Origin of the sequence: Rhodobium gokarnense, from assembly GCF_025961475.1 — a bacterium.
Taxonomy (GTDB): domain Bacteria; phylum Pseudomonadota; class Alphaproteobacteria; order Rhizobiales; family Rhodobiaceae; genus Rhodobium; species Rhodobium gokarnense.
Window position 1 is genome coordinate 157,167 of sequence record NZ_JAOQNS010000009.1, and the last position, 19,617, is coordinate 176,783.

17 protein-coding genes are annotated in these 19,617 nt (G+C 65.0%); 8 read left to right on the top strand and 9 right to left on the bottom strand.

Features of this window, described 5'->3' with window-relative positions; all coding sequences use genetic code 11:
* Window positions 1-9: 9 nt before the first annotated feature.
* The 3 genes from M2319_RS16075 to M2319_RS16085 form a co-directional block, all read right to left on the bottom strand.
* Window positions 10-984: an ABC transporter permease gene (locus tag M2319_RS16075; protein WP_264602474.1), complete on the bottom strand. Its 975-nt coding sequence runs from the start codon at window positions 982-984 to the stop codon at window positions 10-12.
* 93 nt (window positions 985-1,077) lie between these two features.
* Window positions 1,078-2,670 (bottom strand): ABC transporter substrate-binding protein, encoded by a 1,593-nt coding sequence (locus M2319_RS16080; RefSeq protein ID WP_264602475.1) that lies wholly within the window; start codon window positions 2,668-2,670, stop codon window positions 1,078-1,080.
* A gap of 49 nt (window positions 2,671-2,719) precedes the next feature.
* Window positions 2,720-4,141 (bottom strand): amidase, encoded by a 1,422-nt coding sequence (locus M2319_RS16085; protein WP_264602476.1) that lies wholly within the window; start codon window positions 4,139-4,141, stop codon window positions 2,720-2,722.
* Between the two features lie 145 nt (window positions 4,142-4,286).
* Here M2319_RS16085 and M2319_RS16090 point away from each other — a divergent pair, with 145 nt between their 5' ends.
* The 4 genes from M2319_RS16090 to M2319_RS16105 all read left to right on the top strand — a co-directional run bounded on the left by M2319_RS16090 (window position 4,287) and on the right by M2319_RS16105 (window position 10,488).
* Complete coding sequence (locus M2319_RS16090) at window positions 4,287-5,216, top strand: LysR family transcriptional regulator (RefSeq protein WP_264602477.1); 930 nt, start codon at window positions 4,287-4,289, stop codon at window positions 5,214-5,216.
* A 457-nt stretch (window positions 5,217-5,673) separates the two neighbouring features.
* The gene (locus tag M2319_RS16095; protein ID WP_264602478.1) at window positions 5,674-7,239 is read left to right on the top strand and encodes a S8 family serine peptidase; all 1,566 of its coding nucleotides are present in this window, start codon (window positions 5,674-5,676) and stop codon (window positions 7,237-7,239) included.
* A gap of 15 nt (window positions 7,240-7,254) precedes the next feature.
* Window positions 7,255-7,761, top strand: a complete 507-nt coding sequence (locus M2319_RS16100; RefSeq protein ID WP_264602479.1) for a hypothetical protein — start codon at window positions 7,255-7,257, stop codon at window positions 7,759-7,761.
* A gap of 36 nt (window positions 7,762-7,797) precedes the next feature.
* Complete coding sequence (locus M2319_RS16105; protein WP_264602480.1) at window positions 7,798-10,488, top strand: phospholipase D-like domain-containing protein; 2,691 nt, start codon at window positions 7,798-7,800, stop codon at window positions 10,486-10,488.
* A 127-nt stretch (window positions 10,489-10,615) separates the two neighbouring features.
* Here M2319_RS16105 and M2319_RS16110 read toward each other — a convergent pair whose 3' ends face one another.
* On the bottom strand, window positions 10,616-11,032 hold the full coding sequence (locus M2319_RS16110) for a DUF2177 family protein (protein ID WP_264602481.1): 417 nt from the start codon (window positions 11,030-11,032) through the stop codon (window positions 10,616-10,618).
* A gap of 185 nt (window positions 11,033-11,217) precedes the next feature.
* On the opposite strand from M2319_RS16110, the gene M2319_RS16115 reads away from it, so the two are divergent.
* From M2319_RS16115 to M2319_RS16125, 3 genes are read left to right on the top strand one after another with little or no spacing between them, the layout of a single operon-like run.
* Window positions 11,218-12,543, top strand: coding sequence for an NAD(P)/FAD-dependent oxidoreductase (locus M2319_RS16115; RefSeq protein WP_264602482.1), 1,326 nt, complete (start codon window positions 11,218-11,220; stop codon window positions 12,541-12,543).
* Window positions 12,540-13,340 carry a DUF1365 domain-containing protein gene (locus M2319_RS16120; protein ID WP_264602483.1) on the top strand — a complete coding sequence of 267 codons (801 nt, stop codon included), beginning with the start codon at window positions 12,540-12,542 and terminating at the stop codon, window positions 13,338-13,340. The genes M2319_RS16115 and M2319_RS16120 overlap by 4 nt, the downstream gene beginning before the upstream one ends.
* A gap of 41 nt (window positions 13,341-13,381) precedes the next feature.
* On the top strand, window positions 13,382-14,572 hold the full coding sequence (locus tag M2319_RS16125) for an SAM-dependent methyltransferase (protein ID WP_264602484.1): 1,191 nt from the start codon (window positions 13,382-13,384) through the stop codon (window positions 14,570-14,572).
* A gap of 37 nt (window positions 14,573-14,609) precedes the next feature.
* On the opposite strand, the gene M2319_RS16130 is transcribed toward M2319_RS16125, so the two are convergent.
* Window positions 14,610-15,374, bottom strand: a complete 765-nt coding sequence (locus M2319_RS16130; RefSeq protein ID WP_264602485.1) for an SDR family NAD(P)-dependent oxidoreductase — start codon at window positions 15,372-15,374, stop codon at window positions 14,610-14,612.
* A gap of 4 nt (window positions 15,375-15,378) precedes the next feature.
* A complete protein-coding gene (locus M2319_RS16135; protein WP_264602486.1) occupies window positions 15,379-16,038 on the bottom strand; it encodes a ChrR family anti-sigma-E factor in 660 nt (219 codons plus the stop codon).
* 362 nt (window positions 16,039-16,400) lie between these two features.
* Between M2319_RS16135 and M2319_RS16140 the strand changes: the two genes are divergently transcribed.
* Window positions 16,401-17,024, top strand: coding sequence for a class I SAM-dependent DNA methyltransferase (locus tag M2319_RS16140; protein ID WP_264602487.1), 624 nt, complete (start codon window positions 16,401-16,403; stop codon window positions 17,022-17,024).
* 225 nt (window positions 17,025-17,249) lie between these two features.
* On the opposite strand, the gene M2319_RS16145 is transcribed toward M2319_RS16140, so the two are convergent.
* The 3 genes from M2319_RS16145 to M2319_RS16155 are packed head-to-tail and all read right to left on the bottom strand — an operon-like array spanning window position 17,250 to window position 19,569.
* A complete protein-coding gene (locus M2319_RS16145; protein WP_264602488.1) occupies window positions 17,250-17,996 on the bottom strand; it encodes an SDR family oxidoreductase in 747 nt (248 codons plus the stop codon).
* Window positions 17,997-18,029: 33 nt separating this feature from the next.
* Window positions 18,030-19,172 carry a Gfo/Idh/MocA family protein gene (locus M2319_RS16150; RefSeq protein ID WP_264602489.1) on the bottom strand — a complete coding sequence of 381 codons (1,143 nt, stop codon included), beginning with the start codon at window positions 19,170-19,172 and terminating at the stop codon, window positions 18,030-18,032.
* A gap of 43 nt (window positions 19,173-19,215) precedes the next feature.
* Window positions 19,216-19,569, bottom strand: coding sequence for a cyclophilin-like fold protein (locus tag M2319_RS16155; protein ID WP_264602490.1), 354 nt, complete (start codon window positions 19,567-19,569; stop codon window positions 19,216-19,218).
* Between the last annotated feature and the right edge of the window lie 48 nt (window positions 19,570-19,617).

Sequence of the window (19,617 nt, forward strand, 5' to 3'; positions counted from 1 at the left end):
GCAGCCTCCTCAGCGCACCTCGATCCGCGGATCGAGGAAGACGTACAGGATGTCGACGACGAGGTTGACGACGACGACGAGGCAGGCCGAGACGAAAAAGATGCCGAGCAGCAGGTTGATGTCGCGCGCGAACAGCGCATCGAAGGCGAGCAGCCCGAGGCCCGGCCAGCCGAACACGGATTCCACGATCACCGAGCCGCCGAGCAGCGCTCCCATCTGCACGCCGGCCATCGTGACGACCGGCAGCAGCGCGTTGCGAAGAACATGGCGGTAGGTGATCGCCCGTTCCGTCAGGCCCTTGGCGCGCGCCGTGGTGACGTAGTCCATGCCCGCCTGTTCCAGCATCGAGGCGCGCATCAGGCGCGTATAGGCGGCGAGATAGAACAGCGACAGGGTCGCCGCCGGCAGGATCAGATGCCTGGCGATATCGACGACCCGGTCCCACCCTTCATAGAAGGCACCGATGGATTCCATGCCGCTCGCCGGCAGCAGGTCGAGGCGGATGGAAAAGACGACGATGAACATCAGTCCGATCCAGAACAGCGGCGTTGCATAGGAAACGAGCGCGAAGACGGAGATCAGGTTGTCGCGCCAGGTGTTCAGCCCGACCGCGGCCATGACGCCGAGCAGGGCACCGACGCCGACGGCAATCACGAGGGTCGCTCCCATCAGCAGCAGGGTCGGCCAGAGCCGGCCGAGGATCAGGTCGGCCACCGGCATGTCCTGGCGGAAGGAGTAGCCGAGGTCGAAGGAGAGGATATTGGTGACGTAGTGCAGGAGCTGGAACGCGATCGGCTGGTCGAGCCCGAACCGTTCGCGAAGCTGGGCGAGATATTCCGGCGTCGCGGACCCCGCCTCACCGGCGAGCACGTCGACGGCGTCCCCTTCGGCAAGCTGCAAAAGCAGGAAATTCAGCACCACGATGGCGAGCACCACGGGAATGCTCTGGAGGACGCGGCGCAGGATATACTGGAGCTGTCGCACGGATCGAGCCCAATCCCTGGCTGAAGGCGATCTACGGGGACGCCGGTGCCGGCACGCGGCCGCACCGGCATCCCATGATCGTATCCGGTCCGCCTATTTGTCGAGCCAGGCCCGGTCGAACGACGCATAGACGCCGAGCGGGCTGACGATGGCGTCCTTGACGAAGTCCCGCTGGACCGTGATGAAGTCCATCTCGAACAGCGGGATCACCGGGACGTCCTCGGCCAGGATCTTCTGGATCTCGGCGTAGAGCTTGCCGCGCGCCTCGCTGTCCGGTTCCGTCGAGGCCTTGTCCATCAGCTCGTCGACGGTCGGATTGCTGTACTGGGCACCGTTGACGAACACCGTCCCCTTGCGGATCTGGCTGGTCAGATACTGCCGGTGCATGCCGAGCACCGGGTCGGCGAGCTGGTAGAAGAACGTCGAGTTCAGCTGGTAGTCGTAGTTGGTGTAGATCCGCTTCAGCCAGGTCGGGACGTCTTCGTAGCGCAGCGTCACCTTGATGCCGACTTCGCCGAGCGCCTGCTTGAGGTACTCGCCGAGGCGCCGCCACGATTCCCCGTAGGGCAGGATGTCGTGCACGATCTCGAACCGCACGCCGTCGGCATCGCGCTTGAAGCCGGCGTCGTCGAGCAGCTTGTTGGCGATGTCGATGCGGTCCGCCACGGCGTAGTCGCGGACATCGGAGCTATAGAGGCCGACCGATCCGAAGCTCGACAGGATCGAGCCGGTCGCCGGCTTGCCGAAGCCGAAGAAGATGTTGTCGATGATGAACTGCCGGTCGATGGCATAGGAGATCGCCTGGCGGACGGCACGGTTGTCCAGCGGCGGGCTCTTGGTGTTGACCTCCAAAAGCATCAGCGGATTGATCATGGTGTAGCCCTCGGTCGTCACCGAGATGCCGTCCATGTCGTCCAGCCGCTTGGCGTCGACGTTTGGAATGGCGTTGAAGGCCGCGAACTGGACCTCGCCCTTTTCCAGGGCGGCAGTGCGGGTGCCGGCATCGGGAATGAACCGCGCGACGAGGCGGTCGAGGTGCGGCAGGCCCTCCTTCCAGTAGTTCGGGTTCTTGTCGAGGCGGATATACTGGCCCTTCTGCCACTCCACGAACATGAACGGACCGGTGCCGACCGGCTTGTTGGCGGTCGGGTTGTCGCGCGGGTCGGTGCCCTCGAACAGCTTCTTGGAGACGATCGGCGACTCGTAGCCGGACAGCGCCCGGATCAGATAGGGCGCGGCGTTCTTCAGGTGGAAGACGACCGTCAGGTCGTCCGGCGTCTCGATGGACTCCAGTTCCTTGAAGGTGAGGGCGGCGCGGGGATGGACTTTGCGCAGCACCTCGTTGATCGAATATTCCACGTCGGCGCTGGTGAACGGCGTGCCGTCGTGGAACGTGACGCCTTCCTGCAGCTTGAAGGTCATGGTCTTGCCGTCGTCGCTGATCTCCCAGGACTTGGCGAGGCCGGGCTGCGGATTGAGGTCGAAGTCGTATTCCAGGAGGCCTTCATAGACCTTGGTGGAGACCTGGCCGATCGGGCCGGAGGTCGACAGATAGGAGGCCAGCGTCGGAGGCTCCGGCTTGACCAGCATGATCAGCGTGCCGCCATCCTTGGCGGCCATGGCGTTCGCGGATAGCAAGAGCAGTGCGGAAAGGGCCGCACCAAGACATGTTATCAGCCGTCTCATTGTTCACTCCTCTGAAGTCCGGTGAAGGTGCGGCTTTGTTTGGCCGCTTTTATTGGCCCTTCGGGTGCGAGGGCATCTTGAACGGGAATTTTTCCTCGTAGGCCTTGGCGGCGCGCAGCACGAGGGCGTCGCCCTCCATCGGTCCGACGATCTGCAGGCCGATCGGCAGGCCGTCGGAGGTGAAGCCGCAGGGGATCGAGCAAGCGGGCTGCTGGGTGAGGTTGAACGGGTAGCTGAACGCCGCCCATTCGGTCCAGCGCTTGCATCCGCTGCCCTCCGGCACTTCCAGGCCGGCCGTAAACGGGCGGATCGGCACCGACGGGGTGATCAGGAGATCGTAGGTGTCGAGGAACTGCCGCATGGTCCGGCCGAGGACGGCGCGCGCGTCGACGGCCGTCATGTAGTCGAGGAGGGAGTAGCCGCGCGCCTCCTCGATGATTTCGGCAAGGCCAGGGTCGAGCTCCTTCAGCGCATCGCCCGAGACGTCGCGACAGCGGTTCAGGGCGCCGGCGAACCAGTGCTTGTGAAAGGTGTCGAGCGGGCAGGCGAAGCCCGGATCGACCGTCTCGACGGTCGCGCCCATGCGCCCGAATTCGGCGACGGCCGCGGCGACGGCGGCGGCGATTTCCGGATCGACATTGACATAGCCGAGGTCGGGGCTGTAGGCGATCCGCAGCCCGCGAACGCCGTCATTGAGCCCGGCGCACGGATCGAAATCCCTGTCGATGCGGGAATACCAGTCGCGGCCGTCCGGCCGGGAAAGGATCTTCAGCATGATGGCGAGATCGTCGACGGTGCGGGCCATCGGCCCGACATGGGCGACGGTGCCGAAGGCGCTCTGGGGATAGGCCGGCACACGGCCGAAACTCGGCTTGATGCCGGCGATGCCGGTAAAGGCTGCGGGCACGCGGATCGAGCCGCCGCCGTCGGTGCCCACATGCAGCGCCCCCATGCCGAGGGCCGCGGCGACCGCGGCGCCGCCGCTGCTGCCGGCAGGCGTCTTCGACAGGTCCCAGGGATTGCGGGTGATGCCGTTCCGCGGCGAGTCGGTCAGCGCCTTCCAGCCGATCTCCGGCGTCTGCGTGATGCCGATGACAATGGCGCCGGCCTCCTTCAGGCGTGCCACGCAGGGCGAATCCTCGGTGGCGGCCTCCGCCATGTCGAGGACCCGGCTGCCATAGGTGGTGGCATGGCCCTTGATCAGGACGATGTCCTTGATGGTGACGGGCACGCCGTCGATCGGGCTCAGCGGCGTGCCGGCGCGCCAGCGCTCCTGCGATGCCCCGGCGGCACTGAGCGCGGCCTCCCGGTCGTGGGCGACGAAGGCATTGACGGCGGCATCGAACGCATCGATGCGTTCGAAGGAAGCGGTCACGGCATCGGCGGGTGTGAGCGATCCGGCCTTGAACAGCCTGCCGAGATCGGTGGCGGAAAGGTTCGCAATATCAACGCCGTCGGCCGGCCGGTCCATATCCAGATCATCCCCTCGTGGAAAGCTTGCGCCGGCTTTGCGGCGTCATTGGGTGGCGCCCTTGGGTGCGCCCCGAGCGATAGCCTACCCACGGGTGGATAAAAGGGATAATATATTTAATCGCTGTAGTTCCTCGGATTTTTAGATGAATCTTTCCGTCCGGCAGCTCAATTACGTCCTGACCGCCGCCCGGCTGCGCAGCATCAGCAAGGCGGCGGAGAGCCTCCACATCTCCCAGTCGTCGGTGTCCAGCGCGATCAACAAGCTGGAGGCCGGGTTCAACGTCACGATCTTCGTGCGCCAGCAGTCGAAGGGGCTGATCGTCACCGCGGTCGGCGCGGAGGTGCTCGGGCGGATCGGCCGCTTGCTTTCGGAAATCGACAGCTTCGAGGAGGACCTGTCGGGGTTCGGCCAGGCCCTGGAGGGGACGATCAATGTCGGCTGCTTTGCGCCCGTGTCGCCGCATTTCCTGCCGACGATCATCAGCGATGTGTCGCGGCAATATCCGAAGGTGCAGGTGAACCTGCACGAAGGCGACCTGCAGCAGGTGCAGGAGTTCCTGCGCGACGGCACCGCCGATATCGTCCTGACCTACGATCTCGGCATCCGCCACCCGTTCAAGACGGAGGCCTTGACCGCGGTGCCGCCGCATGTGGTGCTCGCCCGCAACGATCCGCTGGCCGGGCGGCGCACCGTCTCGCTCGCCGAGATGATGGACCGCCCGATGATCCTTCTCGACCTGCCGGAATCGCGCACCTATTTCGAACTGCTGTTCGACACGGTCGGCGCCCATCCGCGCATCGTCTATCGGACGATGACCTATGAAATGGTGCGCAGCCTGGTGGCGACGGGGCTCGGCTTCAGCGTGCTGAACTTAAGGCCGGTGACCGAGCACACCTATATCGGCGAGGACGTCGTCTGCCTGCCGATCCGCGAGCGGGTCCTGGCGCCGAACATCATCCTCGCCCGCCGCGCGCACGATTTCACGACCCGCCTGATGCGCGCCTTTTCCGACGCCTGCCGGGACTATTTCCGGTCAGACCTGGCAGCGAAGCATATCGTGCTGCGCAGGTGAGACAGCGCCGCTGGATATCGGTCCTTCACATGCCGCCCGCTTAGTGGCAGCTTCGGGTCGCGAACCGCCCGACATCACCAGTGATTGCAAACGGCATTTCGCGGAGGAACGCCCGAGGCACCCCGGGCTCTTCCGCCGGCGCCTTTCCGAGAGTGCGGGCGAGAGGTTTCTTTGTCGGATAAGCAAGACACCGTTGCTCAGGTCTGCAGATCTGTCATCGACAGATCGTATGACACAATTTTGAATAAACAGAAGTTGTCCCGGAATAATTTGAACATCAATTGCCTAACTATTTGAGGAAAAACATATTTATTAAATTAGTCAGCAAGAAAAGAATTCGTAAAACTGAAATCGATCACGAAGCGATCCAAAAAAGCTTCCAAAAGACCTTAACTCGAGTATAATTCCGGAAAAAATAGTAAAAGTGTCATACTTGCTACGGCTTCGGGAGGAGTGAATGAATCGAAAATCTGAAATTCGCAGCCGTCTTGCGCAGATGGAAGAACTCGTCGGCGTATTGCCGACCCGTTTCGAGGCCTCCGAAGGCATGGGCCGCGTAGCATCCAGCCTCAAAGAAAGCGACGTGGAAACCGCACTGACGGCATCACGTCAACAACTTGAAATGGTGACCATCGACACTCCGGTTAAGGACACGGCTCCTGAACTCTACGAAGACCCGGCATTGCGAGAGCAGATGGCTGGGTTCGCGGCCGCCGGGGTCAACTTCTTCCATAGCGACGAAGCCTTCTGGCAAATGTCCCCCGCCGAGCGCGGCGCCCGCGGCGGGAACGGCATAGTGAACCGTGTTTTCGTCGAGAATCAACGCGTCATGCTGGTGACGTCCCGGATCGTGATCCGCCTGGAAGAGGATGTGTCCGATGCCGCCCGCGATGCGGTTCTGGTCCGGCACCCCGTGACGATACTGGGCAGGAACGGCCTGCCGCCGCGTAGCTTCAGGGCCGATGTGCAGGGAACGAACGCGCTTGAGGCCTGTCTTGCGCTCATGGCGGAAAAGGAGATTGAGTACGCCGAGCCCGACTTCGTCGAACATATTGGTCCGCGCTTGACGCCTTCGGACCCGGAATTCGGCCAGCAATGGCACCACGGCAATATTCGCGCCGAGGCTGCCTGGGATGAGACGCAAGTCGCGGGCGTGAGGATTGCGGTAATCGACAACGGTTTCGATATCACCCACCCGGACCTCCGCTTCGGCGACGCGTCGGGATGGTTCCGATCGACGGCGGATTTTGTCGATGCCGATTTCGTTCTCGGAACGGCGAATATGCCGAACGGGAATCACGGCACGGCCTGTGCCGGCATGATCGCGGCGATCGCGAACAACGATAGTGGCGGTTGCGGCGTCGCCTATGGTGCCGACCTCAGCATGGTGGCTTGCCTCCCCGATCAGATCGGCACGCAGGCGACGCTGGCGCGTGCGATCGGCTATGCCGCCGATCCGTCACTCGAAGGCCGCACGGAGGAGGGCGCCGACATCGTCGCCTGTTCGCTCGGCCCGAACAGCGCCGTCTGGACGATGAGCGCGGTCCTCGACGACGCCATCGATTTCGCGGCGACGAAGGGTGGGGGCGGCAGCGGCTGCGCTATCTTCTGGGGGTGCACCAACGGCAACCACCCGATCGAGTCCGATCAGGTCTGCTCCCATCCGCAGGTAATGGCCATCGGTCGGTCCACCCACTCGGACTCGGACCACGGGTCCGGCTTCGGACCGAAGCTGGAATTTCTCGCTCCGGGCGTCGATGTCTGGATTCCGGCCAGCGGCGGCGGCTACCACACGACGACCGGTACGAGTTTCGCCGCCCCTTGTGCGGCGGGAATCGGTGCGCTGGCGCTATCGAAAAAGCCCGATATGACGGCGGGTGAACTGCGGCAGCTTCTTCGCGATACCTGTGACAAGGTTGGTCCGCTCTCCTACATAGAAGGCCACAACATCCGGTTCGGCCACGGTCGCGCAAACGCCGAAACCGCGGTGTCAGAGGCAACAAGGCTTGCGACCGGGGTTTGAGCCAAGCGAGGAGCCATGGACAAAGCGACCGTTATTCATCGTCTGACCCAGATCAGGAAGGTCGAGAACGTCAGCGCGGTTCCTCCCGGAGCCGCGCCGTCCGGCGCCGGAGTTGCCGCGGCCGAGGCGGAAGATGTTCAGCGCCGGCTGGAAGGCGCGTCGAACGAAGCGAAGGACGATCTGCGGCTGCTGCAGGAGGCGGGCTGGACCTTCGGAGCTCCGGAACAGGCGCCTCCCGGTGCGGCGTTCGATGTGCTGATGGATGCCGACGGCCATTTGAAGCTGGCCGGACGCGCGCTGGTCGCCAAGATCGATCCAACCCTCGACCGCACGGCAGTCGAGGCGCTTCTGTCGCGCACGGGCATGAACCTGCGTCGTGAGTTGGGTTTTGCGCCCAACACCTTTCTGCTCGAGGCGCAGGACGGATCCGCCCTGAATGCCGCAAGGACGCTCAACGAGCTGCAGGAAATACTTTACGCGGAACCGAGCCTGGTGGAGCCGATACAGTCGCGCGAGGATTAGTCGCGGTTTTCGTTCCGTTCGATGTTGGAGATGGCAATGGAGCCTTTGTCAGTCGAGCAACTGAAGCGAGTGTCGGCCGCTTATCGCGAACTGATCAAGATCCATCCGGAACTGGAGTTGCGGCCGGCACGGTCGAACGGGATGGCGACCCGGGCTTCCGACGGTCTGGGCAAGGTGGTGCGAAGCGCGCTGCCGGCCGAGAGCGACGCGGCGGTGGCGCGGGTCGTGAACGAACTCGTCGCCTTGTCGCAAGGACGCCCGGCTATCCTGATTAGACACGACGATTTCGACCTTACGCCCCACGAAGCCCTGCCCGACGTCCTGTCGAACCTGCTTAAGCAGAACCGCGCCGCGCTCCGCACCGCAATCCGCGGGGTCGGCCGAATCGAGGTATCGAACCATCCCTTGCGGTCATGGATCGGCACCGGATTCGTCGTAGCCTCTCCGCGCGGCGATGCCATCGTCGTGACCAACCAGCATGTCGCCGCTGAGCTGGCGTTTCGCCGGGATGACGGGACGTTTTCCTTTGTCGAGGGACTTGAGGACGGCAGTCCCGTTGCCGCTTCGCTGGACATGGGCGAAGAAGTATCCAGCGTCTCGGGCGACAATTCGCTCACGGTCCCGATCGCCGAAGTCCTGCACATCGAAGCCGGCGGCGGGCCGGACATCGCGCTGCTGCGACTGGTGGACAGTGCGGCCACAGATGCGCTTCCGCGCATGAATTTGGCCGAAGGGTCCGGCAACGGCACCCCCGTGGCGGCGATCGGCTACCCGGCGAGGGACACGCGCGAGACCGATCTGAACGTCGTGCTCGATCTCCTCGGCGATGTGTTCAACAAGAAACGGCTCGCACCCGGCATCCTGAAGGAGGTGATGGACCGGCGTCTGTCGCATGACTGTTCGACGCTCGGAGGCAATTCCGGCTCGCCGCTGGTGGATCTCCGGTCCGCAACGGTCGTCGGTCTACACTATGGCGGCACGTTTCCCAATCCGATCAACCACGCGGTCCCGGCGCGGATCATCGCTGACAGGCTGGCGGAAAGCGCCCGTCCCGTCCGGCGCCCTCCGGCCGATGTGATCAAAGAGGGAGGTGGAAAGGTCATGGTACCGGTTCCGGGCAGTCGGACGCTTACCGTCGAGGTTCCGCTGCGTATCACCGTCGAGATCGGCGAGCCCGCAGGCGCTGCGTCACCGCGTTCGATCGATGTGGCCGTCGACAGTGCGAATCAGGCCTACGCCGGCATGCCGGGTGTCGTGGCCGTGCGCCGCGGCATCGTCGTGTCGAACGGGCAGTACACGAACGATCCGGCCGTGATCGTCGCCATCGATTATCTCAAGCCCGGTGCCGAAGCGACGATCGCCGCTCTGCCGGCCACCCGGGACGGTTTTCCCCTGCAGGTCCGCGCGGCGACGGCAGAAGAATTGCTGCGGGTTCACCGAAGCCTCGCGGTGGAGGCCGTGCCACGCATCAACTACGTCGTGCCGCAAGATCTGTCGCTCGACCCGGTGGACGAAGAGATGTTCGCGGTCTTCCACGTCAGTCCGGATGCGGGCTGGCCGCAACTGCGGGAGTTCCTCGAACGCACCAACGAGACCTTGACGCTTGGCCTTTACAATTTTGCCACCGACCATGTCCGCCGGGTGCTCGAACAAGCCGTTGCGCCCGAACCGAAGACATTCGACCTCGTCCTCGGCGACGCTGCGATCGACCGGGAGGACACCAAGGAGTTCGAAGAAGAGCTGGTCGATGATTTCAGCGCGCTGATGGGCGACCGGTTCCGCTGCGAGCTGGCGGATGGGCAGCGCCGGTTGTTTGCGGGACACTACCACATCAAGGTCGCCATTCGGGACAGCGAGGCATTTTGGCTCTCCAGCGGCAACTGGGAGCCGTCGAACCAGCCGGAGGTCGACCCTGTCGCCACCGGTGAGACCGGATTTGGCCTATTGCGCGACAGAAACCGCGAATGGCACGCTATCGTCCTCAACAGGCAACTCGCCGAGACGTTCGAAAAGTACATCCGCTACGATCTCGACTCATATCGCGAGATTCGCACCGGCGTGCGCGAACTGCCGCCTGGGCTCGACATGCCGATGGTATTGGTACCGAGAGCGACCACCATTCAGGAACGATCGCCCGGCGAGGCCAGGTATTTCGCACCCCTCGTGGTGAACCGTCGCCTGAAGATCCAGCCGCTCCTGACGCCGGACAATTTCATCGGCCACGTGCAGGCGCTGGTCGATTCGGCGACGTCGTCGATCGACCTCCAGAACCAGACGTTGAAATGGCGGCATAACAACGTCGATCCGAGGTTCGAACGGCTGATGAATACGATCCTCGACAAGCACCGCAATGGGGTAGCGGTCCGATTCATCCTGCGCGGTGATTTCTCGCCGGAGATGAAAGAGCTTCTGGTCGAGCACGGTTTCGATCCTGGCCAGATCCGGTTGATCAGCCGGTGCCACACAAAGGGAATGATCGTCGACGGCAGGCGTGTCCTGTTGGGCAGCCACAATCTCAGCGAACATGGTGCAATCGTGAACCGCGATGCCAGCTTGATCGTGGACGACGAGGAAGTGGCGCAGTATTTCGCCCGGATATTCCAGTTCGACTGGAACCGCGCCTCCTCGCGGGTCCACGAAACGCCGCCGGGCATCATTCTGCATCACCGCGGCGATGCTGTTCCCGAAGGCTACGAGGTAGTTCCGCTGATGGATATCGCGGTTTGACGGGGACGAACCAGACAGTCTTCCGTCATCCGGTTTCCATTTTCGCGGTGTTCGGCGCTTGCTTCCTGGGCTCCACCCTTCGGGTCAAGGTCGCTCGCATATGGCCGGCCGCGGCTCCCTGGAACGCTCACATCTGGCCCGGGAAGATCGCCCTCGTGATGAGATAGCCGGCAAGGGCCGAGACGCCGGTCAGCACCGTGCCCCAGACGATGTCGACGGCGGTGATGATGACCGGCCAGTTCTTCAGCGTCGCGTAGTTGGTCATGTCGTAGGTGGCGTAGGCGAAAAAGCCGAACAGCGCGCCGTAAAGGGCGGCGGTCGTGGCGCCGCCGGGACCCTTCAGCGCTGGAGCGACGGCGAAGATGACGATGCCGACGACGTAGACCGCATAGAAGAGCGCCGCCGCGCCCATCTTCGGCTTGTCGAGGACCATGTCGCCGAGGCGGTCGAAATAGAAGCTCTTGGCGACCCTCGACAACCAGACGTAGTCTATTCCCAGAAACACGATCGCGGTGACGACATAGGCGGTGACCATGCGGGCCATGGAAACTCCTCTCCTCCAGACTTTCGTAGAAATACGTAGAAATGAGGCGGGCGGATCACCAAGTGACAACGGCGCTGGACAGCACCGGTGAAGCCGGCCGGAGCAGAAAACGCTCCCCCGGCCGGTGATCCGGATCGGGAAATGCGTCGTAGATCAAGGGTGTGCGGGGCCAGTCGGGAGTAGCCATGCCAGAGTTGACAATCGCCGTTGTCGGATCCGGGATTGCCGGACTGTCCGCCGCGTGGCTGCTGGCAAAGCGCCACCGGGTCGCGCTCTATGAGGCGGACGCACGGTTCGGCGGCCACGCCAACACGGTCGACGTCACCGGACCGGACGGCACCCATCCCGTCGATACCGGCTTCATCGTCTACAACACCCGCAACTACCCGAACCTCATCGGCCTGTTCGATGCCCTCGGCGTCGAAACGGAACCGACCGAGATGAGCTTTGCCCTGTCGCTCGACGGCGGGCGCTATGAATATGCCGGGGCCGGCCTCAACGGCTTCTTCGGCCAGCGGCGCAACCTCGCCAGGCCGTCCCACTGGCAATTGCTGCGCGACATCGCCCGCTTCTTCCGCACCGCCGAGGAGAGGGTGTCCGCCTATCCGGCCTCCGTCACCCTCGGCGAGTACCTGGAACGCGAAGGCTTCGGAAAGGCGTTCGTCAGGAACCACATCGTGCCGATGGGGGCGGCGATCTGGTCGACGACGATGACCGAGATGCTGGCCTTTCCGGCGCAAAGCTTCGTCAGGTTCTACGCCAATCACGGCATGCTGCAGTTCCGCGACCGGCCGGCCTGGCGCACCGTCAGCGGCGGCAGCCGGAATTACGTCCAAAGGCTCCTCGACGATTCCCCGATCGAGCGCCTCGTCGGCAACCCCGCCGCCCGCATCGAGCGGCGCCCGGACGGCGTCACCGTCGTCGATGCTTCCGGCGCCGCGCGCGGCTTCGACCATGTGGTCATCGCCGCCCATGCCGACCAGGCGCTTTCACTCCTCGACCGGCCGAGCCCGCTGGAAGCCAAGCTCCTGTCGCCCTTCTCCTACCAGACCAACCGCGCCGTGCTGCACCGGGACCGCACCTGGATGCCGAAGCGGCGCCGGCTGTGGTCGAGCTGGAACTATCTGAAGAGCGCTGCCGGCGACGACACGGACTTGTGCGTCACCTACTGGATGAACCGGCTGCAGAACCTTGAGGCTGCCGACGACTATTTCGTCACCCTCAATCCGACCGCGCCGATCGACCCAAGCCTGACGGAGCGGGTCATCGACTACGACCACCCGGTCTTCAACGGCCCGGCGATGGCGGCCCAGGCCGCGCTGCCGGAGCTTCAGGGCGCCAACCGCACCTGGTTCTGCGGAAGCTATTTCGGCTACGGCTTCCACGAGGACGGCGCGGCAAGCGGCATCGCGGTCGCCGAGCGGCTCGGTGGCCTCAAACGGCCCTGGACGGTGACGGGGGAGGAGCGGCTCGTCGCGGTCGCTCCGCCCGCGGCCGAGGCGGCCCAATGACGACCGCCGCGTTTTCGGAAGGCATCTACAACGGCACCGTCGTGCACAAGCGCGTACGGCCGAAGCGCCATGCGCTCTCCTACCGCGTCTTTTCCTGCCTGTTCGACGTCGACCGGCTTTCCGACCTCGACCGGCGGCTGAGGCTCTTCTCCTATAATCGCTTCAACCTCGTCTCCCTCAACGACAGGGACCATTCCGGCAGCGAGCCGCTCGGCGCGTACCTCCGCCGGGTGGCCGAAGAGAGTGGCCATGGCGACGGCGTCACGCGGTTCCTGATGCTGTGCTATCCGCGGGTGCTCGGCTACGTCTTCAATCCGTTGACCGTCTATTACGGGCTCGACGGCGAGGGCCGCGTCGCCCTCATGGTCTACGAGGTCAGCAACACCTTCGGCGAGCGCATGACCTATGTGCTGCCGACGGAACCGGAGGCCGAGGGCGTCATTTTCCAGGAATGCGAAAAGCGGTTCTACGTCTCGCCGTTCAATGCGGTGGAGGGCCGCTACCAGTTCCACGTCACGCCGCCGGCGGAAACGGTGACCGTCGGCGTCGCGCTGCGCACCGGCGAGGGTCCGCTGCTGTCGGCGCATTTTTCCGGCGACTTCGCCCCGTTCACCGACGGGCGGCTCCTGAAGGCGCTCGCCCGCACCGGCTGGCTGACGGCAAAGGTCATCGCCGGCATCCATTACGAGGCGCTGCGATTGTGGCTGAAGGGGTTGCGCCTGAAGCCGCGGCCGGCAGCGCCGAACCCCCCGATCACCTTTGTTCGGCACCCCAGGGAGGAAGGGCAGGAACGATGATTACGGAGTTGACGGCGGGACCGCCGACCCGAACGGATATCTTGACCCGGGCGCTGACGCCCCTCGTCACAAGCAGCGCCCGGCGCATGCTGCGCTGGACCCCGAAGGGCTCGGTGCTGGTGGAGCTTCCGAACGGCCACAAGGCCCTGTTCGGCAAACCCGGCATCGGCGCGGACGCGCATCTTCGCATCAACAGCTACCGGGTGATCGGCAAGGCGCTGCGGCGCGGCACGCTCGGCTTTGCGGAGGCCTATATCGACGGTGATATCGACAGCGCCGACCTCACCGCCCTCTTCCGCTTCTTCGTCCACAACATGGACGGCTTCGAGGAGGCCGGGCGCGGGCTCTTCAAGCGCCGCATCGCCGACAAGCTCGCCCATCGCCTGCGCCGCAACACCAGGCGCGGCAGCCAGCGCAACATCTCCGAGCACTACGACCTCGGCAACGATTTCTACAGGCTCTGGCTCGATGCGGAGATGAACTATTCGAGCGGCATCTATCCGGACCGAGACGGCGGTTCCCTGAAGGCCGCGCAGGACGCCAAGCTCGACCGGGTGCTCGACCTTCTGGAGCTTTCCGGCGGCGAGGAGATTCTTGAGATCGGCTGCGGCTGGGGCGCGTTCGCCCGGCGCGCGGCTTTGCGCCACGGTGCCCGGATCACCGGGCTGACGCTTTCGCGCGAGCAACTCCAGCATGCCGAAGATTCCGCGCAGGCGGCGGGTCTCGACGACGCCTGCACCTTCCGGCTCGAAGACTATCGCGACACCGGCGGCACCTACGACCGCATCGCCTCCATCGAGATGATCGAAGCCGTCGGCGAGGAGAACTGGCCGCGCTATTTCCGCACCCTCCACGACCGCTTGCGCCCGGGTGGTTCCGCGGTCGTCCAGGCGATCACCATCGACGAGGCGCGCTATGAGCGCTATCGCCGCAAGCCGGACTTCATCCAGCGCTATATCTTTCCAGGCGGCATGCTGCCGACGGCGACGATCATCGCCGGCCAGGCGGCGCGTGCCGGCCTCACCCTTGACCGGATCGAGCGCTTCGGCGCGTCCTATGCAAGGACGCTGGCAGACTGGCGCGACCGCTTCGAAAAGGCCTGGCCGCAGATCGCCCGCCTCGGCTTCGACGAGGCGTTCCGCCGCAAGTGGCACTATTATCTCTGCTATTGCGAGGCGGGATTTCTGGAAGGGACGATCGACGTCGGCCTCTACCGCATGAAGAAGGCCTGAGGGCGCGTAAGGAAGCCGGGCCGCGCAACGCGCCCGGCTATTTGGCCTTCGTCAGGATGAATTTCCGCACGATCCAGAAAAAAAGCGCGTTCGGCAGCAGCCGCAAAACCTTCATGCCCATGACGAAGCCGGTCGGAAAGACGATCTCGTAGCGGCCCTTTTCAAGGCCTGAGAGCAGCGCGCGTGCCGCGTCCCTGGCCGGAATGATGCCGGGCATGGGGAACGGATTGTCCCTGGTCATCGGGGTGTCGACGAAGCCCGGATTGACGACCGAGACCTTGATGCCGTGCGGGGCGAGTTCCGCCTTCAGCGTCTCGGCAAGGTTGATCAGCGCCGCCTTCGTGGGTCCGTAGGCGACCGCCTTCGGCAGGCCGCGATAGCCGGCGACGGAGGCAACGATGACGATATGCCCGCTGCCGCGCGAAAGCATGCCCGGCAGCAGCGCGGCCACCGCATTGGCAACGCCCATATAGTTGACCTCCATGCCGGTACGCACGGCGGCGAGATCGAAGTCCTCCGCATCCATCAGCTTCCAGGTGCCGGCGCCGAGGACGGCAAGGTCTATGGGGCCGGCCTCGGCCGTGATCCGCTCGGCGGTGGCCTTCACCGCGTCGGCGTCGGTGACGTCGAGCGGATAGGCGGCGAGCGCGGCATGGCTTGCAGCGGCCGCTTCCAGCGCGTCGGCCGAGCGGGCCGAGATCGCCACATGCGGCGCCTCGTCCGCCATCAGCCGCGCCAGTTCCAGGCCGATGCCGGAGCTGGCGCCGGTGATCCAGACGGAGTTCCAGGGGGTGTCTGCCATACCGTCAGATGCCAAGGACCGGCTGCAGGAGGCGGCCGATCAGGCCCTTGAAGCGGGCCGGTGTCTCGGAGGCGACGACGCTGATGCAGGGCGCGCCGGGGTCGACATGGGGCTGGTGCTCGAGATCGGCGTCGAGGTCGGCAACGTCGCCGGGGCCGTAGCAGCCGAGATGGTCGCTGTAGGAGCCGGACAGCACCATGGTCAGTTCGGTGCCGCCGTGGCCGTGTTCCGGCACCCGCTTTCCGGGGGCGATCTTCAGGAGAAACAGCCGCCCGCGGCTGCCCTTCGGCGTCGGCAGGTCGTGCTTGGCAACGCCGGGGGCAATCGGTTTCCAGCGCACGGCAGAAAGGTCGTCGCCGATCATCGCGTCGAGCGGTGCCGGCACCGAGCCCTCCTGCAATGCGATCGGCCGGTGCGTCGGCGCGTCGGTCGCTTTCGGGGCCGCGTCCAGGGCCGCCAGCGTGCGCTCGCGCAAGGTGGCGGAAACGGGTTCCGGCGCGATCTCGTCGAGGAACACGCCGCCGGCGTCTTCGATCGCGGCGAGCGCGCTGTCGCAGTCCGGGCAGCAGCCGATATGGGTGCGGGCGACGAGGGCCAGCACCGGGTCGAGACTGCCTCCGGCGAGCCTCAGGATCGTTTCGGATTCCAGATGATGAGTCGTCATTACGCTACGTCTCAACGCTTGTTCGTCGGCCCGGTTCCCCCGCCGACCGGCCGGAGCCGCAGCCGGCCGGTCTCGGCGGGGGTGCCCCCGCGTCGGATTGCCACCCCGGCGGGAGGGAAACCGGAGGATGCGCTCCAAAGGGGCCTTCGAGCCTTTTACTCTCCCCTGATTACGCGAGAACGGCGCCATCGGATCAGTTTTCCAGCGCCTGACGCGAATCCTCGCCCCGGCGCCGGCCCGCGGGCAGCCTCTTTCCACCCGAAATCTGCCCCGATGCGGCGGCGCAGTTGCCGGCCGGTTTGCATCTTCGTCGATTTCTGACTAGTTCTTGTCGCAATCAGACCACTAGAGGGAAACTTGTCATGGAGCCGAACAATCCGCTCTTGAAGCGCGCCTATGAACTCTCCGGCGATCCGGAGGAGATCCGGCGCCTTTATGCCGACTGGGCCGACGATTACGATCGCGACACCCTGGAGGGCATGGGCTATGTGGCGCCGGCGATCGCCGCCGAGGTGCTGTCGAAGTCCCTTTCGGGCAGCGACCGGGTGCTCGATGCGGGCTGCGGCACCGGCCTCGTCGGCCAGGAGCTTGCCAAGCGCACCGACGCCGACCTGCACGGCATCGACCTCAGCGCCGACATGCTGGAAGCGGCCGCAAAAAAGGACGTCTACAGCACCCTCAACGAGGCCGACCTGACGCGCCCGCTGGAGATCGCCGACAACAGCTTCGACGGCGTCATCAGCGTCGGCGTCTTCACCAGCGGCCATGTGCGCCCGGACGCCCTCGCCGAACTGGCGCGGGTCGCCAAGCCCGGCGCCCCGGTTGTCGTCACGGTGCACGAAAATGTCTGGGACAAGGACGCCTACGCAAAACAGATCGAGGCCATGAAGGCGGCAGAGCACATCCGCGCCTGCGCCATCACCGACGCGCCCTATCACGACAAGGAGAACTACTCCTGCAAGCTCTGCGTCATGGAAGCGGCCTGAACGGCGGGACCGGTTACGGCCTGATGCCGTAACGCAGGCAAGGTCATTGTCACCATCGACGTCGTGCGCCGATCCACACACGGCACGTCTGCGCGCCGGACATGACGAGGCAGGCATTGCCCACATGCCAACAACCGCCGAAGCACAATGGCTCCGGCGGCTGCGAGGCTGTGGTCTTCAGGTCTTTTGGCCGTGGGAGGAGGCGACCAAAGACCGGTCTGCCTCCTATTCGGGCTGGACGGTCGGGCGGAACAGGATCTCGCTGACGTCCACATTCTCCGGCTGGGAGATGGCGAAGGCGACCATGTCGGCCATGGTCGTTGCCGGCACGGCGATCTTCTTGACGAGGTCGCGCACGGTGTCGCCGAGCTCCTGCTCGGAGATGTGCTGGGTCAGTTCGGTGTCGACCGCGCCCGGCGAGATCACCGTCACGCGCACATTGTAGGGCTTCACTTCCTGGCGCAGGCCTTCGGACAGCGAGCGCACCGCATGCTTGGTCGCGCAATAGACCGCGCCGGTCGCCACTGTCTTGTGGCCATAGACCGACGAGACGTTGATGACCTGGCCGGACTTCTGCTCCTTGAAGATCGGCAGCACGGCGGCGATGCCGTAGAGCGTGCCCTTCATGTTGACGTCGATCATCTGGTCCCACTCGTCGATCTTCAGGCTCTCCAGAGGCGACAGCGGCATTAGGCCGGCATTGTTGAAGATGACGTCGACCCGGCCGAAGGTCTCCCTGGCGGTGTCGACCAGCTTCTGCACCTGGTCCAGCTTGGTGACGTCGGTGGCGACGGCAACGGCCTCGCCGCCGGCGTCCTTGATCTCTTTGACGAGCGCATCGAGCCGGTCGGCGCGGCGGGCGCCGAGCGCAACCTTTGCGCCCTTGGCGGCGAGGTCACGGGCGGTCGCCTCGCCCATGCCGCTGGACGCGCCGGTGATGACGATGACTTTTCCGGTGATGTTGTCTGTCATGGGTGTCTCCTGTGTTTCTGATGTCCGCCGCGCTCATTCGGGCAGCGGAAGGGCCCGGTTCGACGGCGTTAGCGTGACGCGCGCGCCCGACCGGGAGGATTCTTCGATGGCATCGATCAGCCGCTGGATGCCGACGCCGTCCTCGAAGGTCGAGGCGCTGTGGCTGCCGGTGCGGATGTCCCGGGCCATCCGGGCGTAGTTGCGGGCGACGTTGCCCGGCACGGGATCGGCCGTGAGGCCTTCGGCGCAGGCGTCCGGCACCTCGATCGGTGAGAGCGCCCCGGCCCCGGTCTTGGCTCCGGCGAGCGAAAGCTTTGCCATCTGGCCGTGGCCGAAGGGCGCCGTGATGCGGATGTCGCCTTCCGTGCCGTGGATATCCCAGACGAAGCCCTCGGTGCCGTTCGGCATGCCGCCCTGGTAATGGATCGCCAGCGGCGTGCCGCTTTCCATCCGCGCGGTGACGAGGATCTGGTCCGGCGCGGTCATGGCCAGCATGCTGCCGTCGTCCTCGGAACGGACCTCGGACACGCGGGTGTCGAGGAGCGCGGAGACCTCAGTGACGTCGCCGAGCACGTCGCGCAGCGCAGCCAGCGTGTGGCCGAGCGGGATGGTCAGCATGGTGGCGCCGTTGGCGGCATCGAGCAGGTAGCCGAGACGGGCGACGTTGCTCGTCGTCTGGCCCCAGTTGCCGCCCCAGCCGGAGAGGCTGGAGGAGAGCACGCGGCCCACATAGCCATCGTCCAGAAGCTTGCGCAGATGGAAGACCTCCGGCGCGACGCGGGCCTGCAGGCCGACGACGGCGACGAGGCCCTTGTCGCGGGCAAGCGCGGCCATCTCTTCGGCCTCTTCCAGCCCGTTGCCGAGCGGTGCCTCGCAATAGACGTGCTTTCCGGCCTCGAGCGCCGCCTTCACCACGGCAAGGTGTTGCGGCACCGTGATCGTCACGGTGACGGCATCGATTTCCGGCGACGCGATGAGGTCATCGGCGCTGGCGAAGGCATTCGGGATGCCGATCGCCGCGGCAGCGGCCTTGCTGCTGTCGAGAGTGCTGTTGGCGACGCCGGCAATGACGAAGTCGTCGGCCAGCGCCTGCAGCGACGGGACATGGGCGACGCCGGCCCAGCTCGAACCGGGCTTGAGGCCGATGATCCCGACCCTGATTTTCCCCTGTGTCACTTTTTGCTCCTTGTTTTTCTCGTTTGCGCCGCCACGTCGTCCGTCAGTCGGCGAGCTCGAAACGGGCCTGGAACGGCTTGTTCTTGACGAGCGCGTCGATCGGCCCGTCGAAGCTTCCGAGCCGAACAAGGCCGCTCGCCGCCTGGAAGGGCTTGTAGAAGATCGCGATGTTGCCCCAGGGGGCATAGAACGTGATGTCGCCGGTCTTGCCGGCATAGCTTGCGGGCGCGCCGGTGGTGTCGAGAGCCCGCGGCAGGTCGGCGATCTTCTCGTTGCCGTGAAAATCCCTCAGGGTGAGGTCGAGGGGCAGGAGCTTCGCAAAATCGCGCCCCGCGGCGGTGTCGTCGAGGGTCGCGGTGAGCGTGTCATCGCCAACGATGACGGTGATCTTCGTCATGCCGGTTTCTTTCGTTGTTTGCGAATGGGCGGCCGGGCCAAGGGCAAG

Bases quoted from the DNA above. Each gene is read 5' to 3' on its own strand.
- M2319_RS16080 (WP_264602475.1), bottom strand. From the start codon at position 2,670: ATGAGACGGCTGATAACATGTCTTGGTGCGGCCCTTTCCGCACTGCTC.
- M2319_RS16085 (WP_264602476.1), bottom strand. From the start codon at position 4,141: ATGGACCGGCCGGCCGACGGCGTTGATATTGCGAACCTTTCCGCCACC.
- M2319_RS16090 (WP_264602477.1), top strand. From the start codon at position 4,287: ATGAATCTTTCCGTCCGGCAGCTCAATTACGTCCTGACCGCCGCCCGG.
- M2319_RS16095 (WP_264602478.1), top strand. From the start codon at position 5,674: ATGAATCGAAAATCTGAAATTCGCAGCCGTCTTGCGCAGATGGAAGAA.
- M2319_RS16100 (WP_264602479.1), top strand. From the start codon at position 7,255: ATGGACAAAGCGACCGTTATTCATCGTCTGACCCAGATCAGGAAGGTC.
- M2319_RS16105 (WP_264602480.1), top strand. From the start codon at position 7,798: ATGGAGCCTTTGTCAGTCGAGCAACTGAAGCGAGTGTCGGCCGCTTAT.
- M2319_RS16110 (WP_264602481.1), bottom strand. From the start codon at position 11,032: ATGGCCCGCATGGTCACCGCCTATGTCGTCACCGCGATCGTGTTTCTG.
- M2319_RS16115 (WP_264602482.1), top strand. From the start codon at position 11,218: ATGCCAGAGTTGACAATCGCCGTTGTCGGATCCGGGATTGCCGGACTG.
- M2319_RS16120 (WP_264602483.1), top strand. From the start codon at position 12,540: ATGACGACCGCCGCGTTTTCGGAAGGCATCTACAACGGCACCGTCGTG.
- M2319_RS16130 (WP_264602485.1), bottom strand. From the start codon at position 15,374: ATGGCAGACACCCCCTGGAACTCCGTCTGGATCACCGGCGCCAGCTCC.
- M2319_RS16135 (WP_264602486.1), bottom strand. From the start codon at position 16,038: ATGACGACTCATCATCTGGAATCCGAAACGATCCTGAGGCTCGCCGGA.
- M2319_RS16140 (WP_264602487.1), top strand. From the start codon at position 16,401: ATGGAGCCGAACAATCCGCTCTTGAAGCGCGCCTATGAACTCTCCGGC.
- M2319_RS16145 (WP_264602488.1), bottom strand. From the start codon at position 17,996: ATGACAGACAACATCACCGGAAAAGTCATCGTCATCACCGGCGCGTCC.
- M2319_RS16155 (WP_264602490.1), bottom strand. From the start codon at position 19,569: ATGACGAAGATCACCGTCATCGTTGGCGATGACACGCTCACCGCGACC.